The organism is Paraburkholderia sp. BL6669N2, assembly GCF_003387275.1.
GTDB lineage: Bacteria > Pseudomonadota > Gammaproteobacteria > Burkholderiales > Burkholderiaceae > Paraburkholderia.
Map to the genome: position 1 here is coordinate 1895265 of NZ_QUNA01000002.1, position 18753 is coordinate 1914017.

An 18753-nucleotide genomic window follows, 5' to 3' on the forward strand; every position below is an offset into this window, starting at 1 on the left:
AACGCGCTGTGTCGGCGCACCCGGCGAACCGTGTTACGTGGAAGAACGCATGAGGAACCGCTGCGAGGCTCAACGATGATGCGCCGATGCGCGCAAATCTGCACGGAGCGTTACACGCGGCATCGGGCGGGTCTACTGCGGGAAGCGGTTATTTCAGCGGGCTTGCGACTGGAACCCGTCCGGAGCGGCGCTGACACGAAGAAAAAACCGGCGTGCGCCGAGATCAAGCCGCGCGCAGCCAATGCTCGACCAGGGGCCCGTGCTTGCCGTCGATTGGGTCCAGCGGCGGAAAAGGCAACGCCTCCATGGCCGCCAGTTCGTCCGGCGTGAGCGCCTCGCGGCGGATGTCCCACTGCTGGTCCTCCGGATAGCCGGCGACGACCCGGAAGTGCCGCGCGAACGATTGCAGACAGTGGCCAGTGCCGGCCGGCAGCAGAATCGCGTCGCCGGCGGATAGCGACACCACCCTGCCGCCCGGACCGCCGATGATCACCTGCGCGGAGCCGTCCGTTACGCCGAGTACTTCGTGCGCTGTGGCGTGAAAATGGTGGTAGTCGAAGATCCCGTCGCGCCACTGCGGCGGCCATGCGTTGCGCTCGAAAAGGATTTCGAAGGCGGCCGCGAGGTCGCCGCTATCCGGCATGAGGGCGCGCCGGTAAATCACGACCGGCAGATTGCGGTTATTCGGCACCCAGTCGTGCGGTTTGAGCATGAAGGCTTCGTATTCGGTTTTGGCGGCGTCGAATCCATGCTTTGAATCGTTGAACATGGTTTGCTCCTTAGCGTCCTGCGGATCGCGGTGCGCCGTTGGAGCCGGCGTGGAAGACGCTGCGCTGGCCGGCTCGGGCGATCGTTTCAGCGCCGCATAAAGCGCGCCTGCCTTCGCGTCTGCTTCTTTTCGGGCATGTTTAGACGCGCTGCCGTGACGGTGGACGAATTTCGCAAACATATGAAGTATCACTCGCCTTGGTTACGTTGCTGCGTCATTCCTTGCGCTGCGATTCACGCCCGCCGCCTCCGGGCGGCTCGGCATGCGTGCCGGTGCCGAGCGGCACTTCGGCGCTGTGTGCCGGCCGCTCGTTCGAGCGTGGCGGATTGGTCGCCTTGTCGACGCCGGTCTGCTCGACCGGCTCGATGCCGAGCGGACTGGGTTCGATATAGTGCGTGCCGCTTGGCTTGTTGCGCTGTTTCACCTCATCAGTAACCAATGCGTCCAGCTCGTCCTGCGATTTGGTGCCCTGCATGTCGCTCTCCTCGTGACGTGGGATATATCTCCGCTGAAGCAACATCCGGTCCCTCCCGGTCAACGCTCCCGCACTACGCAGGAACGTATGGCCGGGCACGGCCGTTGCGAAAAACGAGGCGAAGGTCTGGACCGACATTTGTAAAAAGGAGAACTTCATGACGATGACGACGATTCGCGTGTCCGCTACCGAAGTGCAGGTCGAACGCACTTTGTTTACATTCGCGCAGAAGAGCGACGCGGACGCATTCCAGCGCTGCCTCGCCGATTCCTCGATCGACAGTTGCTACCGCACCTATCCACCCGTCTCCGCGCAGCCCACCCTGCCCGACGAACACCCCAACGATCCGGGCCGCGGCAGCACGATTTCACCGTCGCTCGGCGGCATGCTGTAAGGAATTCCGTCTTTCCGGCAAGCGGCGCGCGTGCGCCGCCCTCCTCCACCTCCTCCACCTGCCTCCTTGCTCCCTCACTTCTCAGGGCTTGCGCGATCGGCGGCCACGATCTCGCGCCCATAGTCGATCGCGGCGCGGCGCGCCTCGTCGGCGGTCGCGTAGGGCCCGAGTTCGGGAGCGCCATCGAATGGGAACAGAATTTTTCTGTCCGCTTTTCTGACAACCTTCAGTCCACCTACGTAACGGCCGTCGCCTGTTCCGTGATAGCTGGCGTAAATCTCGAACTCGTCGTCAGCAACGTCGGCCTTATGTCGCGCCATTTGTCTTTCCCTTATCCCTGCACATCAGTGCGTCATGTCCGGTGTGATATCGCGGCGCGTACCGCCGCTGCGGGGTACGCGCCTGCCGTGGTCGAGCAATAGCCGTTCCACGCGGCGCGCCCGCGTCGGCGGCGGTTCGAGCCGGTGGCATGTCGGTTGCGTTTCACATACATAGCCACCACGGAACCCACCATGACGACGAAGACGACAACCACGAGTTGCATGCCGGATCTGCATCTGCATACGCCGATGCCGCCGGAAGTCGACCCCGACGCGCCGCCGCCGACCAGCGATCCCGATCCGTCGCCGCCGCCCGACGATGTGCCGCCGAACGACCCGGATCGTGCGCCCGACGGCGATCCGCCTGGCAGGCCGCCGCCACAGAGCGTCGCGTGCCTTCGCGTGCCTGTCTCACGCGCTTGCGCACACCGAAGGTCCGGCGGGATGGTTGTAAGCGCAAATTAATCCAGCGGTCCGGTAATTGCGGGGCTTCGGTTAAACCGGTGCGCAAGCACCGCCAACCGTTGAGGAGCCAGCATGAGCACCGACCCTACTGTCGAACCCGCGTCCGGAAGTGCAGTGCAACGCGCATCCGCTACAGCCGATAGCGCGCCTATCAAGCCATATCGCCACGCCGCCGGCGGCTGGGGCTCGGTCAAAGCGGTCGCGTCGATCCTCGTGCAGGAACACGTGACGTTGAACGGCAGCCGCATCCTTGCGCAGCAGAACAAGCCTGACGGCTTCGCCTGCGTGAGCTGTTCGTGGGCCAAACCCGCGGACCCGCATCTTTTCGAATTCTGTGAGAACGGCGCGAAGGCGACCGCGTGGGAAATCACCAGCAAACGCGTCGACGCCGATTTCTTCGCCAGCCATACGCTGAGCGAATTGCGCTCGTGGAGCGGCCTCGAACTCGAATCGCGCGGACGGCTGACCGCGCCGATGCGCTGGGACCCCGTCACCGACCGCTACGTGCAGACCACCTGGCAACATGCATTCACCGAAATCGCGAGCGAACTGCAAGCAATGGATCCGAATGAAGCGGTGTTCTATGCGTCAGGCCGCGCATCGCTCGAAACGTCCTACATGTACGCACTGTTGGCGCGCCTCTACGGCACCAACAACCTGCCGGACAGTTCGAACATGTGTCACGAAAGCACTTCGGTCGGCTTGCCGAAGTCGATTGGCGTGCCGGTCGGGACCGTGCAACTCGAAGATTTCAAGCACACCGACTGCATGCTGTTCTTCGGCCACAACACCGGCACCAACGCGCCGCGCATGCTGCATCAGTTGCAGGATGCACGCAAACGCGGCGTGGACATCATCACCTTCAATCCGCTCAAGGAACGCGGGCTCGTCACCTTTGCGAATCCACAGTCGCCGCTCGATATGCTCACTCCGGCCGACACGCGGATCAGCACGCAATATCATCAGGTGAAGATCGGCGGCGACGCGGCAGCGATTGCGGGACTCTGCAAGCTGCTGATCGAATGGGATGACGACGCGCAACGCAACGGTGAGCCACGCGTGCTCGATGCCGCTTTCATCGCGGAACATACACATGGCTTCGAAACCTTCGCCCAGGCCATGCGCGCGACTTCATGGGAGGAGATCGAACACCACTCGCACCTCAGCCGCGCCGCGCTCGAAGACGCGGCACGCGTCTACGCGAAAGCGAATGCCGCCATGGTGCTGTACGGCATGGGCATCACCCAGCATCGCAGCGGCGTGCACAACGTGCAGATGCTGTCGAACCTGCTGCTTCTGCGCGGCAATATCGGCCGCCCGGGCGCGGGCATCTGCCCGATTCGCGGTCACTCGAACGTGCAGGGACAGCGCACGGTCGGCATCACGGAAAAGCCGGAACTCGCGCCGCTCGACAAGCTGAAGGAGCTCTACGGGTTCGAGCCGCCGCGCGACAAAGGCATGACCACGGTCGATGCCTGCCGCGGCGTGCTCGACGGCAAGGTCAAAGCGTTCATCGGCCTGGGCGGTAATTTTCAGGTGGCGATTCCCGACCACCATGTGATGGACCCCGCGTGGCGGCGTCTGCGGCTCACGGTGCAGATCGCCACCAAACTCAATCGCAGCCATCTGCTGCACGGCGAGGTCGCCTATCTGCTGCCATGCCTCGGGCGCATCGAGGTCGACCGTCAGGCGAGCGGCGAGCAATGGGTCAGCGTGGAGGACAGCACGGCCTGCGTGCATGGCTCGCACGGGCTCGCCGAGCCGGCCGGCGACATGCTGCTGTCGGAGCCCGCCATCGTCGCGGGTCTTGCCAAGGCGCTGTTGCCGCGCAACCCGAAGATCGATTGGGATGCCTGGGTCGGCGACTACTCGCTGGTGCGTGACGCAATCGAGCGCACCTATCCGGATCAGTTCAAGGACTTCAACGCGCGCTTCAAGCAACCCGGCGGCTTTCACCGGCCGCTCGCGGCGTGCGAGCGCAAATGGAAAACGGAGAGCGGCAAGGCGAATTTCATCGTGCCCGAGACGCTCGACGAAGACGCGGATATGCCGTCGCGAGGCCCGGACGTGCTGCGCCTGATGACGGCCCGCGGCGACAGCCAGTTCAACACTACCGTCTACGGTCTCGACGACCGCTTCCGCGGCGTGCACGGTAGCCGCAACGTGCTGCTGATGCATCAGGACGACATGGCGCAGCGCGGTTTCGCGGAGGGCGACGCGGTGTGCATCTCCACCGTCTCGAACGACGACGTGACGCGCGAAGTCGACGGCATGCATGTCCACGCGTTCGACATTCCGCCAGGCTGCATCATGGGCTATTACCCGGAATGCAATCGCCTGATTCCGCTCTCGCATCACGCGGAATCAAGTCAGGTGCCGGCGTCGAAGTCGATTCCGGTGCGGCTGCGCAAGTCGGCGGTGAGCGAGGATCTGGTGGCGTAAGAAAGTACAAAGGGCGCGCCGGCATGAACCCGGCGCGCCCTTTGTGCCATGCCGAACTACCCGTTCTCCACACCGCGTCAGAACTGATGCAGCATACCCACGTACGCACCGGTTTGCGATTCGCCCACCAGCGGACTCGTATTGTTGCTCGCGTCACGCGGTGACGCTTCGAGCGAGAAATTCGAATTGCTGCCGTTGCGCACGTAGCCCACGGTGCCGTACAGGAAGGTGCGCTTCGACAGGTTGTAGGTGGTGCCGAGCACGTACATCATCGCGTGTCCGGAGGGGTCGTGCGCGGCATCGCCCGAACCGTCGCCGACCTTCACGTAGAAGCCGCCCGCCGTCATGGCCCAGCGCGGCAGAAAGTTGTAAGTGGCGCCGAGCCAGTAGTGATCGGCCGAGTCGGCGACGCCGACGGGGGAATCGGGCGCGGAGTAATGCGTGTAGGCGCCCTGGATTTTCACCGCGTCGAAATGCACGTTGACGCCGGCAAAATATTCGCGCGATGCCTGGAAGATGTTGCTGAAGCGGCCATTGTTGTCGCGCAGTTCGTCGTAAATGCCGCGCACGTCGAAGAGCGGCGAGTGATAGGTCAGCATGATCCCGTCCGAGCGGCCGAACTCGCCGGCCGCGCCGCTGTTGAACGCGCCCGGCTGATTGCCGAACGCATATTGCGCCTGCACATCGAAGCCCCAGAATACCGGGCTGTGATACTCGACGTTGTTGCTGGTTTGCTGCCAGTTACGCCCACGCACGAGCGAGGCCGACGAAAACGCCTGCTGCACGAACGGATCGAATTCCCAGACGCCGTCGCTGTCGATAAACAGATTACGGCCGGCTTGCAACGTGCCCCACTGCTCGCTTTTCAAACCGGCGAAGGCGCGCCGCGACCAGAGCCGCCCGCCGCTCGTCGTACCGTTCATGACCTGCAAGCCGGTTTCGAGGTTGAAGACCGCACTGAGGCCGCCGCCCAGATCTTCGTTGCCTTTGAGGCCCAGCATGCTGGTGCCCCAGTCGCCGCCTTCGGCGCTCCAGCGGGTCGAACTGCCGCCCGCGCCATTGTTGATGTGATTCAGGTATTCCAGGCCGGCGTCGAGGCGGCCATATAAGCTCACGCTGGTTTGACCGTATGCCAGCGGACTTGCCACGGCGAGAGCCGCCATTAATTTTGTATGTAGTCTCATTGTTGTGCCGTCAATTTTTGTGTCCACGATGCGGGCCAAAGCGGACTGCGGATGCTTTCCAACAAGATCGGCGTGAAAGATTTTTGTAAAACCATAGCGCCGGGTCCGACGAACTATAGGCGACAGGCGCTTCATGGCCTATTCGTTTGACGCAATAAACATTTGACCGGCATGCGCTCGACAAACCTCGCCTGCAAACGGATCGGGAAGATCAAAAGACGCTCAAGATAAGATAGTCGGTGATTCGGCCTCAGCCAAATTGCAATGCATGATTCGTTATTGACTATTCAACCTCTGCCATGAATGCACCCGAACTGATCGAAGACGAAAACCTTGGCCTTTACCAGCGCGCCACGGAGAACGGCGCGGAATGGTGGCGCGTCAGCGTGGCCGACCGGCCGGAAAACTATCGGCTCGAACACGGCGTCGACGGTGACGGGAGCCCTGGCGCGGTCGATATCGATCTCGTCGTGGACGCGGAAAATCTGCGCGCGAAGCTGAAGAAATGGCGCCGCGAAGGCTTCGCGATGGATACGGACAACGCCGCGAGCGAGCAGTCGGCAGCCGGCCGGGTCGCCTTCATGCCGGAATTGCAGCGCGCCGCGGCGCGGGCTTCGGCGGCCAAACACCGCCAGCGGGAAGGCACCGGCGAGACCGTGCGCATCGGTCATGTGGAGGTGCCGTGCGGTGTCGGCAATCCGCTCGTGCCGCGCATCAATCCGGCCTATCTGTTCTCGGAGCGCTTCAACGACATTGTCGAGGACATCGTCGAGAACCGGCGCGTCATGCTGATCGGCCACACCGGCGCCGGCAAGACGAGCCTGATCGAACAGGTCGCGGCGCGTTCGCGCCACGGCGTGCTGCGCTCGAACATGAACGGGCAGACCACCGTCGGCGACTTCGTCGGCTTCTGGACCGTCAAGGGCGGCGAGACGTTGTGGGTGGACGGCGTGCTGCCCACGGCCATGCGCGAGGGCCTCTGGCTGATCGTCGACGAAATCGACTTTGCCGAACCGTCGATTCTCGCCGCCCTCACCGCCGTGCTCGAACCGCACGGCCGCCTCGTGCTGAAGGAAAAAGGCAATGAGATCGTCGCGCCGCATCCGGCCTTCCGCCTGTTCGCCACGGCGAATGCGGTCGGCGCGATGAGTCAGTTCCGCCATCTGTATCAGGGCGCCAATCTGATGAACGAGGCGTTTCTGGATCGCTGGCGCGTGTATCTGCTCGACTATCTGACGCCCGCCGAAGAAGCCGATGTCCTGATCGCCACCCTCGCCCCGCATATGACGCGCGCGCTCGCCACCACGCTCGCCGCGATTGCCGCCGATTGCCGCGCGGCGTTCGCTCGCGAGGATCTCTCGAGCGCGTTCTCCACCCGGCGCCTGCTCGACTGGGCCGAACTGATGCTGCGCACAGGCGACCCCGAACGCGCCGCCGGGCCGGCCCTCTACGCGAAGGTGAGCCCGGAAGACGCCGCGTTGATTCGCGGCATCATTCGTCATCACATCGCGCCGGCCCCTGAAGCGTGAGCGCGATGCATGCAAGCCGCGACACGCGCGGCTTCGCCTTCGAATCCACGCTCAGCAAGGTCGCCCGCGTGCTGACCGGCCAATATGGCGTGGCGGTCGTGTTCAGTCCGGACGGCCCGCGCGTGGAGCCGGGCCGCATTGTGATTCCCGACTACGAGTTGCATGGCGAGGTCGAGCGCGACGTGCTGATCGGCTATCTCGATCTGCTGGTGGCGCGCGCCAAACATGCGTCGCTCGCGCAACTCGACGCGCTGCCCGCGGGCGTCGCGGCGAATCTCGCGCAAGTAATCGACGACCGTCGCGTCTGCGCGCAGTTGCTCGACGAATATCCGGGCGCGCGCTGGTTCATCGGCAAGTTGCGCCTGCATGCGGCCGAGCGCGTACGGCAGCGCTGGCCGAAGCTGCACTGGCGCGACCGGCTGGTCTGGCTGGTCGAGCGCGCGATGTGGAACGAACCGCCCGCCCGGATCGAAGCGAGCCATGCGCTGCTCGCCGCCTTGCATGCCGCGGAGGATCTGCTGCACGAAGCGCGCGCGAGCCGTTCGACCGCGCAGAGCATCGCGGCGGCGCAGGCGCTGGTGACGCGCGTGCGCGCGCTGTCGGCGGGAGAGGCGAACAGTATGATGTTCACTGCGGATCCAGTCGAAGACATCGATACGGAAACGGCGGCTTCGTCGTCCGCGCCGCTCGATGGTGACGACGCCATGTTGCCCGATCAGGACAGCGCAAATTCGCCGCCGTCCGACCGAAGCGGCGGTGCGCAGGCGGACAACGCGGTCGGTATGGGTCAGTCGCTAACGGATGCGCAACAGCCGTCCGCGCGTTCAGATGGCGAAGCCCGAAACGGAACCTCGAACGTATCGCGGGCCACGCTGTCGATTCCGCTCGCCACCGAATTCGACGACATCCGCGATCTCACGGGCCAGGGCGACAGCGCCGCCTGGCGCGAATTGCGCGCGCAGGCTCGCGCGGACACCGCGCCGCTGAAGGAAAAGCTCGAACGCGCGCTGAGCGCCGACGAACGCACGCGCTGGCGGCGTGAGCAGGAGCGCGGCGAGATCGATCGCACGGCGCTGGCCAGGCTCGCGACCTTGTCCGGTTACCGCACGCCGTTTCGCACGCAGCGGCCCGCCAAAGGACGCGATGTCGCCGTGACGCTGCTGATCGATCGCAGCGGCTCGATGGCCGGCCGCAAGATCGAACTCGCGCGCCAGTGCGCGGCTGCGTTGTGCGACGCGCTCACGCAACTGTCGTTCGATTGTGAAGTCCTCGGCTATTGCTCGGTCGAATCCGCGCCCATGAAACAGCTCTACGAGCGTCAACTCGCCGGCGGCGCGGATCTGCGGCGCTACAACCGCTTCGTCGAACGGCTCGATCTCAAGGTCTATAAACGCTTCGGCGCAACGGACCTGAGCGGGATCGCCGCGATCGACTGCGGCCACGAGAATCCGGACGGCGATGCGCTCGCCTGGGCCGCGACGCGCCTTGCCGACCGTCAGGCCGAACGGCGCATTCTGATGATGTTCTCCGACGGTTATCCCTCCACCGGCGACGGCGATCCGCAGGTATTGCGCAGCGATCTGCGCGAGCGCGTCGCGGCCATCGGCAAGCGTGGCATCGAACTGGTGGGGATCGGCGTGCTGACGGACGCGGTCGAGGACTTCTATCCGCACAACGTGGTGGTCAGCCGCCTCGCCGATCTGCCGTCGACCGTGTTCTCCGTGTTGAGTTCGATGCTGCTCACGCGTTGACGCCGCCGCTCGTGCGGTTCACGCAAGTCACGCCGCTTGCGGCTTGAACAGATATCGATCGATCACACCACCGCGCGCCACCACCGCCGTGCTCTCGGGAATCTCTTGCCACCAGCCCGGCAGGTCGGCGAGCGGCTCGGACAGCACCAGAAACGCATGCTCGCCGGCGGCCACGATACGCGGATCGTCGGGATACAGCGCGTGCAGATGCTGAAACGACGTGCTGTGAAACAGCGAACGCGACTGCCCCTCGCTCGAATAACGCACGGCGACGATCTGCTCGCCGTCGGTCGCGCACACCGTCATGTTCAACGGCTCATCCACGCCGTGCTTGCGACCGGTTTCCTCGACGAAGGCCACCATCCGCTCCAGCGCGGTGACCGGCGCCAGTTCCAGACCGAAGCTCAGCGCGAGAAAAAACATCACCTCGGAATCGGTCGAGCCTTCAATGGACGGAAACAGATCGGGGTCGATCGCCAGCATCAGATCGCGGCGCACGGACGGATAGTTGCGGATCAGCCCGTTGTGCGCGAAAAGCCAGCGCCCGTAACGGAACGGATGGCAGTTGGTTTCCTGCGAAGGCGTATCCGTCGCCGCGCGGATGTGCGCAACGAACAGCGGCGCGCGGATCGCCCGCGCGGCTTCGCGCAGATTGCGGTCGCTCCACGCCGGCTGGATGCAGCGGTAGCGATACGGAATATCGGTCGGATGGCCGTACCAGCCGATGCCGAAGCCGTCGCCATTGGTCGTGGTGTGGCCGAGCCGCGAATGCAGGCTCTGGTCGATCAGGGAATGTTTTGCGTTGAACAACACCGTTTCGAGCTGAAGCGGGTTGCCGGTATAAGCGAGCCAGCGGCACATGAGGTTCTCTCCTGTCGGGTCCCATGCAAGAAAATGGCTGTCGGGTACGCCTAAGCGCCCCGGCACAGCGTGCCGCCGGGTGCGCGTCTACTTTGCTACAGGCTGCATCGTCGCGATCGGAATCAGGAATTCGGAGAAGCCGGTCAACATGATCTGCACGCCGATGCACAACAGCAAAAAGGAAGATACACGCATGGCGACCTTGGTGCCTTCCACGCCGAGGTATTTGGCGAACACCACCGCGCGGCTATAGACCAGATACACGGTGACGGCCACTGTCAGCGAGATCACCACCGACGCGATGCTCGAAATCACAAACTCCGAGAGCTTGTGCGTGCGGTTCGCGGTCAGCGCAACGGCGGTCGCGATCGAGCCCGGCCCGGTGGTCAACGGAATGGTGAACGGGAAAAACGCCTTCGACATCGCGTTGTCCGCGTCCACCCGCTTGACCGCCGGCTTTTCGGCCGGCTGCGTGTCGGGCGCATTGAGCATCTGCCAGCCGCCCACGGCGACGGCGAGCCCACCGCCGATGCGCAGCGCCTGCATGGAGATGCCGAAGAAATGCAGGATCGGCGTACCGATAAAAAACGCCACCAGCAGCACGCACATCACGTTGATGGCGATCTTGCGGGCGAGCGCGGTGCGCTCCTCCGTGGTCAACGAAGCAGTCCGGTCCAGGAAGACGAATGCAATGCCGATTGGGTTGATGATGCTGATCAACCCGGTAAAGCCAAACAGAATGTCCGAGATCAGACTTTCGACCATATGCGTTCCGTGTCGAGCGACGGCTCGGGCAGCTGCATTGCGCACCCGCCGCGCCGTGCCATGTTGATGAAGCCGAACTCTCTCCGGCGCTCCGGACGTTGCCCGACTGTTGCTTGCGTTGCGTGGCGAGATGATATCGCGCCGCGCCAGCCAAAGCGGTAAAAAGGCAGGCGCCGACGGCGGCGTGCCGCAGCGCTCCACGCTATGCACGCCGCCTTGCAGCGCAGCAACCGTCCCCATAAAGATGCGTCCGCAACTTTCAGAAAGCCTACACTTTTTTGACCAGCTTTACGGGACCGAAGCATCCGGCATACAGTCCCCAGCGAAGCCGCACTTTCAACGAGACGTACTTACCGGTTCGAGGAGTTGCCCCCATGTTGCTTCGTGTACTCGCCGCGCTGCCGTTCATCGGCATTCTGCTCGGTGTTCCGTTTGTGAATCGTGTCGAGCCGCTGATGCTCGGCATGCCGTTCGTGCTGGCCTGGATCGTCATGTGGGTGGTGCTCAGTTCGATCATCATGGCGATCGTCTACCGTCTGGATCCGTCCAACCGTCAGCTCGCCGCCGACGGCGAGGAGGTCCGTTCATGAGCGCACTCGTCATCATTGCGGCCATCACGCTGTTTGCGCTTTACCTCGGGGTGCGCGCCAAGCGTGGCCACGACATGAGTCTCGAGCAATGGACCGTGGGCGGCCGCAGCTTCGGCACCGCCTTCGTGTTCCTGCTGATGGCTGGTGAAATCTATACGACCTTCACCTTTCTCGGCGGCAGTGGTTTTGCTTATGGCAAGGGCGCGCCGGTCTATTACATTCTGGCGTACGGCACGCTCGCGTACATCCTCTCGTACTGGATGCTGCCGCCCATCTGGCGCTACGCGAAGAATCACCGCCTTGTCTCGCAGCCGCACTTCTTCACGCGCAAATACGACAGCCCGGCGCTCGGCACGCTGGTCGCGCTGGTCGGCGTGGCCGCGCTGATTCCCTACCTCGTGCTGCAATTGAAGGGGCTGGGCATTATCGTCGCGACGGCCTCGTACGGCGCGATTTCGTCGACGGCGGCCGTGTGGATCGGCGCCTGTGTCGTGACGGCCTATGTGATCGTCTCCGGCGTACGCGGCTCCGCGTGGAATTCGGTGGTGAAGGACATGCTGATTCTCGCGATCGTGCTCTTCCTCGGCATCTATCTGCCGCTGCACTATTACGGCGGCTTCGGCGACATGTTCCGCGCCATCGACGCCGCGCGCCCCGGCTTCCTGACCTTCCCGGCCAAGGGCTCGAGCGTGACGTGGTTCCAGTCGACGGTGCTGCTGACGGCGCTGGGCTTCTTCATGTGGCCGCATACGTTCGGCTCGATTTTCACCGCGAAAGACGAACGCATTTTCCGTCGCAATGCGATGGTGCTGCCGCTGTATCAGCTGATTCTGCTGTTCGTGTTCTTCGTCGGCTTCGCGGCGACGCTGAAGGTGCCGGGTCTGAAGGGCGGCGACATCGACCTCTCGCTGTTCCGCCTGTCGTTGCAGACCTTCGACCCATGGTTTGTCGGCGTGATCGGCGCGGCCGGGATTCTGACCGCGCTCGTGCCGGGCTCGATGATCCTCACCTCCGCGTCGACGCTGCTCGCCAACGACGTGTATCGCGGCATGGTGAGCCGCAACGCCTCGGACGCCACGGTGGCGAAGCTCGCGCGCTTCCTCGTGCCGGTGGTGGCGCTGGTGGCGGTCGGCTTCACGCTGCAAGGCGGCGAAACCATCGTCGCGTTGCTGCTGATGGGCTACAGCTTCGTGACCCAGCTCTTTCCGGCAGTGATCTGCAGCCTGCGTCCGCATAACCGCGCGACCAAACAAGGCGCGTTTTGCGGAATTCTGGCCGGCGTGGCCGTGGTGGCCGTGACGACCACGATGCACCTGAGCATCGGCCAGTTGATGCCGTTCCTGCCCGATGCCTTGAAGGACATCAATATCGGCTTCCTGGCGTTGGCGGTGAACATCATCGTGTTCGCGGTGGTGAGCGCGATGACGCAGCCGCGGCCGGTCGAGCAGACGCACGCGCCGGTGCATTGATTCAGGCTTTGCTGTTTGCGCAGTGAATGAAGGGCTGTCGTTCCGGCGACAGCCCTTTTTATTTTCAGACGCCGCTCCGGCTTCTGAAATTGAGTGTCAAACCTACACACGAATGAAAAAACCGCGCTTCGGGCGGCCAGGCGTCGAGCCAGATAAATAGGCCTTTCAAGCCAAAGATTCGCCCATCCGCACTGCAACACAAACCCACCTCGCCGCCCCCTGCAAAACCGCGAACCTCAGGCACACCCCTTGCTGAACAGACGCGTCCGCGAATCCCACCGCACTGTGCAAGTGCAAAAAACCCGTCCTTGGGGGCCACTTTGCCGCTTAACGTTCTTCTCGTCGCTTCCGAAGCCCTGCCGCTCGCCAAATCCGGCGGCCTCGGCGACATGGTCAGCGCCTATGCTGCCGCGCTGCGCGATGCCGGCGTCGATGTCTCGATCCTGATGCCCGCTTATCCGGCCGCGCTGGAACGCGCGGTCGACGTCGAGCCTGTCGCGCGCATGACCGGCCTGCCCGGCGGCGACGCGCGGCTGCTGCGCGGCCAGATGCCCGATACCGGCGTGCCGGTGCTGCTTCTGCAAATGGATCACCTGTTCGCGCGCGAAGGCCTGTATCGCGATCCGCAAGGGCGCGACTACCTGGACAACCTCACGCGCTTCGCCTCGCTCGCGGCAGCGGCCGCGCGAGTCGCGCGCGGCGTGCGCAACGTGAAGCGCCCCCACATCGTGCACGCGCACGATTGGCATGCAGGACTCACGCCGCTGTACCTGCGGCTCGCGGGCGTCGCCGCGAAAAGCGTCTTTACGATTCACAACCTGGCGTTCCAGGGCAATCATCCGCTCGCCATGGGCGGCTGGATCGGCGTGCCGCCTGAATTGCTGGCGCCCGCGCTGTCCGACGAGCGCAGCATCGAGTTCTACGGCTCGCTGAGCATGATGAAGGCGGGCATCGTCCATGCGGATCGCGTCACGACGGTCAGCCGGCGCTATGCCCGCGAGATCCTGACGCCGCGCTTCGGACACGGCATGGAAGGCGTGTTGCAAGCCCAGGCCGGCAAGCTGTCGGGCATTGTCAACGGTATCGATACGAGCGTGTGGAATCCGGCGACGGACAAACAGATCGCACGCCCCTACTCCGTCGATGACACCGCTGGCAAGCAGGCCTGCAAGCGTGAGCTGCAGCAGGCCTTCGGTTTGACGCGCGATCCGTTCGCGCCGCTGGTCGCGATCGGCAGCCGTCTGACCGAACAGAAGCTCGCCGATGTCGTCGTGCATACGCTGCCGGCGCTGCTCGAGCGGCATCCCCGGCTGCAGTTCGCGATTCTCGGCCAGGGCGAGCATGGTCTCGAACAGGCGTTGCAGGACGTCGCGGCGGCGTGGCCGGGACGCGTGGGCGTGCAGATCGGCTATGACGAGCGGCGTGCGCACATGCTACACGCGGGCGCGGACATTCTGCTTCACGGCAGCCGCTTCGAACCGTGCGGACTCACGCAACTCTATGCGATGCGCTACGGCACGATTCCGGTTGCCTCGCGCGTCGGCGGTCTGGCCGATACGATCGTCGACTATGCACCGCACGATCCTCGCGGCGAACATCAGGCGACGGGTTTCCTGTTCGACGGCGAAAGCCCGGACGACGTGATGCATGCGCTCGGCCGCGCGCTGGCCGCGTTCGTGCAACCGTCGTCGTGGCACGTGTTGCAGCGCAATGCGATGAGCCGCGAGTCCGGCTGGGACGCGTCGAGCGCGAACTATCTCGCGTTGTACGCGGATCTGGTGGACGCACGTCCGGCGCTGCGCGATACGCAAGTTCGCAAGAGCCCGGTTCGAGCTCATACGGCCACCGCCACGGGTACACGCAGGGAAGAGTTCAACGCCGGCATCGGCAAGATGGCGCGTAGCGCCTGAACGGTTTTGACGCACTCGGGCGCGCTCCGGCGCGCGCGGCACGGTATGCTTGGCGGCCTATCCGTGTTTCGTGGAGTTGCCGATGCAGCCGCCCGTTCTCCGAGTCGCTCGTCCTACCAACAATCTGCGTAAGGTTGCTGATTTCTATACGCGGGGCCTGGGCTTCGAAGTTCTCGCGAGCTTCGAGAATCATGAAGGCTTCGATGGCGTCATTGTCGGACGGCGCGACTGCCACTGGCACATCGAGTTCACCCATCAGCATGGCGTGACCGTCGAACGCGCGCCGACCACCGAGCACCTTCTCGTGCTCTATCTCCCCGAACACGATGCATGGAGCGCGGCCGTCGACCGGCTCGAAGCGCTCGGCGTATCGGCGTGCGCATCGGAGAACCCCTACTGGGACCGTCAAGGCAAAACGTTCGAAGACCCGGACGGGTATCGGATCGTTTTGCAGCAAGCGGCGTGGGTATAAACAGAAAGCTGCTCGACAAGCTAATGCCACCGTTGGGCAAGGTGCTGCGCGCAGACGCTTGCATCGCGAGGCCCTTTCCCTGGGCGCTGGCGCATGGGCATCCGCCGTGAACGGGGGTAGACTGTCCGCCGGATCGAAACCGGACCTCAAGCCACTATGCACAGCGACTCCACCCCTTACGTGCTCTACTATTCGCCCGGCGCGGCGAGCATGGCCGTGCACTGGATGCTGATCGAACTCGGCATCTCGTTCGAATCGCAACTGATCGACATCGACGCCGGCCGGCAGCACGACCCGGCGTATCTGCGGCTCAATCCCGCGGGACGCGTGCCCACGCTGGTCGTCGACGGCACGCCGCGCCACGAATCGGCCGCGTTGCTGATGCTGCTGGCCGAGCGGCATCCCGAGGCCGCGCTCGCCCCGGAGCCGGGTTCCGTCGATCGCGCCGCATGGCTCGAAATGATGATCTATCTCGCCAACACGATTCTGCCCGCCATGCGCGACTGGTTCTATGCGGACTCCGACGGCGACCCTGCCGGCGCCGAAGCGGTTCGCGCGCTGGCCTGCCGTCGTCTCGACGCGGCGTGGGACAAGCTCGATGCCCATCTCGGCGCAAGCCATGACTATCTGATCGGCGACAAGCTCAGCACCGCCGACTTCATGGCCGTCATGCTGATGCGCTGGACTCGCAATATGCCGCGTCCCGCGCTCGGTTGGCCGAATCTCGCACGTTATATCCGACAGCTACGCGCGCGGCCTTCGTTCATTGAATTAAATGCGCGCGAAGGCCTGACCGAATGGCGTAACGAGGAACAGTGACGCGCGCTTGATCGAGATCGCGCGGGTGCCGGTTTGCTGTGGCCTCACTCGCGCGAGCCGTCTCTCGTGTCGCGCACTCGACTGTCGTGGCCGTCTCCGCAGCCCGGCGTCAAGTCGGCCGCTTGCCGATGATCACAATGCCGCGTGAAAGTCCGCTCACGCTATCCACCGCCAATGCGCCTGCGTACAACTGCGCGATCGGCACCCAGACAGCCGGATATTTGTAGCGCGCCACGTCGAGCAGCAACGCGCTGTCGCTCGCCGAATCGTACGCAGCGAGCGGCGACCAATGTCCGCCGCCCGCCTCGCCGATCTCCACGCGCCTGAAATTCAATAGCACGAAGCGGTCGCTGTGGCCCGTGGTCGCCCGCACCAGATCGCGGAACTGGCCGAGCGACAGGTCCGCTGCGTGATATTTCCTGACCTCGACCGGAAAGGAATTCAAAGCCGCGCTGAGCTGATCGAGCGTCATGCCCTCCTGCGAAACCTTGGCGGCGTTGGCCACCTGCGGATCGATGCCGTGGAAGAAATCGTCCTGCGAGAAGAACGGGAAGTCGGGGTACTGCGTCGACTGGGGCCGGCGGATGCCCAATGCGTTGAGCGCCATGACCGAGGTCGCGACGGAGCAATAGGCCTGGTTGCGCTGGGTTTCGAAATACTGCGAGAGGGGCCAGTACGACTGGTTGGAGCTGGAACTCGTCAGCCGCTTCTGGCCGGCCGGCTGCGCCAACGCGACGAGGTTCGGCGGCACCGGCAGCGGGCCGTCGGCCGGGCGCGCGGAGGCCTCGCTATTGGGGCGAATAGCGGGCTGAACTGCGGGCTGACCGGCGGACTGAATAACGGCCGGCGGAACGGCGGCCTGACTGCTGGCCGGCGGCACCGGCGCGCACGCGGTTAGCGCGGCGGCCATAACGGTGACGATCCACTCAGGCCGGCTCAAGCGCCCGATGGCGCGCATCAACGAATATTTGAACATGGATTTTTCCGCGGTGGATGAACCCCGATGACTGCGGCGGCGCCGGCGCATGCATCGACGCGCGCGCAAGCCTCAGTTTTGTAACACGAAACAAGACTCAGCGTGCGCGACGGTGCACGCGCTTTGGCCCGCGAAGCGCGCTTCTCCCCTACAATGCTGCAGCATTTTCCAACCGACTCTCGCCCGTCATCGGCAAGGTCAATCCCACGGAACCGCTGGTCGGATCATGACAATCCAGTCACCCTGCATCGACATTTGCAAACTCGACGGCGAAACGGGCTTCTGCCTCGGCTGTCTGCGTACGCGCGACGAAATCCGCGCGTGGAAGACCATGAGCGACCACGTGCGTCTCGCGGTCATCAATGAACGGCCAAGCCGGGAAGCGATACTGAAACGGGCGACGCAAGGGGCGCAAGCGGCGCAGCCGGCACCCGAGACTCAAACGTCCTGAGCGCGACGCTCACTCAACCCGAGCCGCGAACGCGTAACCGTCTTTGCCGCCGCGCTTGACGTGATACATCGCGTCGTCGGCGGCGGCGACGAGGCGCTGATAATCGCTGACGGGATCGGGGTAGCTGGCAATACCGATGCTCGCTCGCACCACGCCGATGCCCATCTCCGCGTCGGTCTCGACCACGCACGTTATCAGCCGTTGAGCAATCTCGGCCAATTCATCCGCCGTCGAATACTCCCGAATCAGCACCGCGAATTCGTCGCCGCCAATGCGCGCGACGATATCCTCTTTGCGCACCGACTCGCGAAAGGACCGCGACACCGCAACCAGGAATTCATCGCCGACGCGGTGACCGAGCGTGTCGTTGACCTGCTTGAAGCCGTCCAGATCGACATACAGCACGGCGATCTGGCGAGACGTCGGGCCGGCGTGTAAATTCGCCGCCACCTCGTCGAGCGTGGCGAACAGGTTGCGCCGGTTCGGCAAGCCGGTCAGGGAATCGTGCAACGCCGCGTACTCGAATTCGTGCGATTCGCCCGCCAGTTGACGATTGCGTTTCGCGTACATGCCGAGCGCGGTGAGCAACATGCAGAACAGCAGCGCGGCCAGCGCGATCAATACGTTCGCCACATGGGCAATGCGCAGGCGCACGTCGGCGCCATCGGCATCGCGTTGCGCGCGCCAATACGACTGGATCGTGGCGAGCAACGCATCGGTGCCATTCAGACTGGCATCGGGCGCCAACGCCGATGGCGGCATCCGCGGCGCCGCCGATGGGCTCGCATTCACCAATGCCGCGAGCGACTTCAGGTGATCGGCGAGTTCGATACGTGCATGGCGGTAACCTTGCGTTTGCGCCTGGCTGTCGCCGGCTTGCTGCTGCGCGTGTTGCTGCCATACGTCGACGATTGCGCGAGCACTTTCCGCGCGCTCCGCCGCTTCGAGCACGAGGCCGGCGTATTCCTGCTTCAACTGATCCGAGAAGATGGTCCTGATCTGCAACGCGAGATAAAGCAAACCCACGAGCAGACAAAGCAATGACGCGCCGGCGAGCATGGCGGGAGCGCGTCTGAAGGGGCTCATGAAAGCGCCATCTGAACCGGCGCGC

19 protein-coding genes are annotated in these 18753 nt (G+C 64.1%); 11 read left to right on the forward strand and 8 right to left on the reverse strand.

The window, feature by feature from the left end; all coding sequences use genetic code 11:
• Positions 1 to 223: 223 nt before the first annotated feature.
• Positions 224 to 769 carry a cupin domain-containing protein gene (locus B0G80_RS30980; RefSeq protein WP_116123783.1) on the reverse strand — a complete coding sequence of 182 codons (546 nt, stop codon included), beginning with the start codon at positions 767 to 769 and terminating at the stop codon, positions 224 to 226.
• A gap of 214 nt (positions 770 to 983) precedes the next feature.
• Entirely contained in the window at positions 984 to 1244 is a 261-nt protein-coding gene (locus tag B0G80_RS30985) for a hypothetical protein (RefSeq protein ID WP_116121733.1), read from the reverse strand.
• Positions 1245 to 1401: 157 nt separating this feature from the next.
• On the opposite strand from B0G80_RS30985, the gene B0G80_RS30990 reads away from it, so the two are divergent.
• A complete protein-coding gene (locus tag B0G80_RS30990; protein ID WP_116121734.1) occupies positions 1402 to 1638 on the forward strand; it encodes a hypothetical protein in 237 nt (78 codons plus the stop codon).
• Between the two features lie 74 nt (positions 1639 to 1712).
• Here the strand turns inward: B0G80_RS30990 and B0G80_RS30995 are convergent, their stop codons facing one another.
• Positions 1713 to 1958, reverse strand: coding sequence for a DUF6723 family protein (locus B0G80_RS30995; RefSeq protein WP_116121735.1), 246 nt, complete (start codon positions 1956 to 1958; stop codon positions 1713 to 1715).
• Positions 1959 to 2150: 192 nt separating this feature from the next.
• Between B0G80_RS30995 and B0G80_RS31000 the strand changes: the two genes are divergently transcribed.
• Positions 2151 to 2423 (forward strand): hypothetical protein, encoded by a 273-nt coding sequence (locus B0G80_RS31000; protein WP_181920101.1) that lies wholly within the window; start codon positions 2151 to 2153, stop codon positions 2421 to 2423.
• Positions 2424 to 2495: 72 nt separating this feature from the next.
• A complete protein-coding gene (locus B0G80_RS31005) occupies positions 2496 to 4865 on the forward strand; it encodes an FdhF/YdeP family oxidoreductase (protein WP_258879082.1) in 2370 nt (789 codons plus the stop codon).
• Between the two features lie 77 nt (positions 4866 to 4942).
• Here the strand turns inward: B0G80_RS31005 and B0G80_RS31010 are convergent, their stop codons facing one another.
• Positions 4943 to 6028: a porin gene (locus tag B0G80_RS31010; protein ID WP_116121736.1), complete on the reverse strand. Its 1086-nt coding sequence runs from the start codon at positions 6026 to 6028 to the stop codon at positions 4943 to 4945.
• Between the two features lie 320 nt (positions 6029 to 6348).
• Here B0G80_RS31010 and B0G80_RS31015 point away from each other — a divergent pair, with 320 nt between their 5' ends.
• Both B0G80_RS31015 and B0G80_RS31020 read left to right on the forward strand, forming a co-directional pair.
• On the forward strand, positions 6349 to 7578 hold the full coding sequence (locus B0G80_RS31015) for an AAA family ATPase (protein WP_116121737.1): 1230 nt from the start codon (positions 6349 to 6351) through the stop codon (positions 7576 to 7578).
• Positions 7579 to 7583: 5 nt separating this feature from the next.
• On the forward strand, positions 7584 to 9329 hold the full coding sequence (locus B0G80_RS31020; protein ID WP_116123785.1) for a cobaltochelatase CobT-related protein: 1746 nt from the start codon (positions 7584 to 7586) through the stop codon (positions 9327 to 9329).
• Between the two features lie 27 nt (positions 9330 to 9356).
• Here the strand turns inward: B0G80_RS31020 and B0G80_RS31025 are convergent, their stop codons facing one another.
• Positions 9357 to 10190: a class II glutamine amidotransferase gene (locus B0G80_RS31025; RefSeq protein WP_116121738.1), complete on the reverse strand. Its 834-nt coding sequence runs from the start codon at positions 10188 to 10190 to the stop codon at positions 9357 to 9359.
• 87 nt (positions 10191 to 10277) lie between these two features.
• On the reverse strand, positions 10278 to 10955 hold the full coding sequence (locus B0G80_RS31030; RefSeq protein WP_106278405.1) for a MarC family protein: 678 nt from the start codon (positions 10953 to 10955) through the stop codon (positions 10278 to 10280).
• Between the two features lie 374 nt (positions 10956 to 11329).
• Here B0G80_RS31030 and B0G80_RS31035 point away from each other — a divergent pair, with 374 nt between their 5' ends.
• The 5 genes from B0G80_RS31035 to B0G80_RS31055 all read left to right on the forward strand — a co-directional run bounded on the left by B0G80_RS31035 (position 11330) and on the right by B0G80_RS31055 (position 16215).
• Positions 11330 to 11545, forward strand: a complete 216-nt coding sequence (locus tag B0G80_RS31035; protein WP_116121739.1) for a DUF3311 domain-containing protein — start codon at positions 11330 to 11332, stop codon at positions 11543 to 11545.
• Entirely contained in the window at positions 11542 to 13014 is a 1473-nt protein-coding gene (locus tag B0G80_RS31040) for a sodium:solute symporter (protein WP_116121740.1), read from the forward strand. Before B0G80_RS31035 ends, B0G80_RS31040 begins: the two co-directional genes overlap by 4 nt.
• Positions 13015 to 13334: 320 nt before the next feature.
• Positions 13335 to 14924 carry a glycogen synthase GlgA gene (gene glgA, locus B0G80_RS31045; RefSeq protein WP_116123786.1) on the forward strand — a complete coding sequence of 530 codons (1590 nt, stop codon included), beginning with the start codon at positions 13335 to 13337 and terminating at the stop codon, positions 14922 to 14924.
• An 82-nt stretch (positions 14925 to 15006) separates the two neighbouring features.
• Complete coding sequence (locus B0G80_RS31050) at positions 15007 to 15396, forward strand: VOC family protein (protein ID WP_116121741.1); 390 nt, start codon at positions 15007 to 15009, stop codon at positions 15394 to 15396.
• A gap of 156 nt (positions 15397 to 15552) precedes the next feature.
• Entirely contained in the window at positions 15553 to 16215 is a 663-nt protein-coding gene (locus B0G80_RS31055; RefSeq protein WP_116121742.1) for a glutathione S-transferase family protein, read from the forward strand.
• Positions 16216 to 16324: 109 nt separating this feature from the next.
• Here the strand turns inward: B0G80_RS31055 and B0G80_RS31060 are convergent, their stop codons facing one another.
• Positions 16325 to 17191, reverse strand: a complete 867-nt coding sequence (locus tag B0G80_RS31060) for a phytochelatin synthase family protein (protein WP_116121743.1) — start codon at positions 17189 to 17191, stop codon at positions 16325 to 16327.
• Between the two features lie 226 nt (positions 17192 to 17417).
• Between B0G80_RS31060 and B0G80_RS31065 the strand changes: the two genes are divergently transcribed.
• Positions 17418 to 17642: a DUF1289 domain-containing protein gene (locus tag B0G80_RS31065; protein ID WP_116121744.1), complete on the forward strand. Its 225-nt coding sequence runs from the start codon at positions 17418 to 17420 to the stop codon at positions 17640 to 17642.
• Between the two features lie 9 nt (positions 17643 to 17651).
• Here B0G80_RS31065 and B0G80_RS31070 read toward each other — a convergent pair whose 3' ends face one another.
• Entirely contained in the window at positions 17652 to 18728 is a 1077-nt protein-coding gene (locus B0G80_RS31070) for a diguanylate cyclase (RefSeq protein ID WP_116121745.1), read from the reverse strand.
• Positions 18729 to 18753: the final 25 nt, after the last annotated feature.